The 661-nt window shown below is 43.4% G+C and carries 2 protein-coding genes; both read right to left on the reverse strand.

Features of this window, described 5'->3' with window-relative positions:
• Positions 1-112 (reverse strand): pyrimidine/purine nucleoside phosphorylase (locus ACS8FD_RS21325; protein ID WP_439277342.1); only part of this gene is annotated, 112 nt, incomplete at its 3' end.
• Positions 113-234: 122 nt separating this feature from the next.
• A partial coding sequence (locus ACS8FD_RS21330; RefSeq protein ID WP_439277341.1) for a peptide chain release factor-like protein occupies positions 235-661 on the reverse strand: 427 nt, incomplete at its 5' end.

Genomic DNA, 661 nt, shown 5'->3' on the forward strand with positions numbered 1-661 from the left:
TGCCAAATTCGTACTCACCAATGCTCATGACACCGACAGTAGCTGGCTTAGTCGCCGTTTGGAAGGCAATAGAAGTGACTTTATCATCAAAATAATTATTTACGCTTAGCATAATTTTTCCTTAAGTAATTTTTGTTTTGTTACCCAACTATCAACCTTATGAATTGCTGTAGGCGGTGGCTACGTCAAAAAGAGTAGAGAATTAAGAGTAGGGATTTATTCTTAAAAACACCCCTACAGTCCAGCTTTTAGGCTCGCTTCGATAAACTGATCGAGGTCACCATCTAGTACCGCACCGGTATTAAAGGTTTCAACACCGGTACGCAAGTCTTTGATACGTGAGTCATCCAGCACGTATGAGCGAATTTGACTGCCCCAACCGACATCAGATTTGTTATCTTCAACCGCTTGTTGCGACTCCATACGTTTTTGCATCTCAAGCTCATAAAGCTTAGCACGTAGCATTTTCATCGCAGTGGCCTTGTTACCATGTTGGCTACGCTCATTTTGACAAGTCACGACTACGCCACTTGGCTCGTGAGTAATACGTACCGCAGAATCCGTGGTGTTCACGTGCTGACCACCCGCGCCCGATGAACGATAAGTATCAATACGCAAATCCGCTGGATTAATATCAATCTCGACATTATCATCGATTTCA

The sequence above is a fragment of the Psychrobacter sp. 1U2 genome (assembly GCF_051847575.1).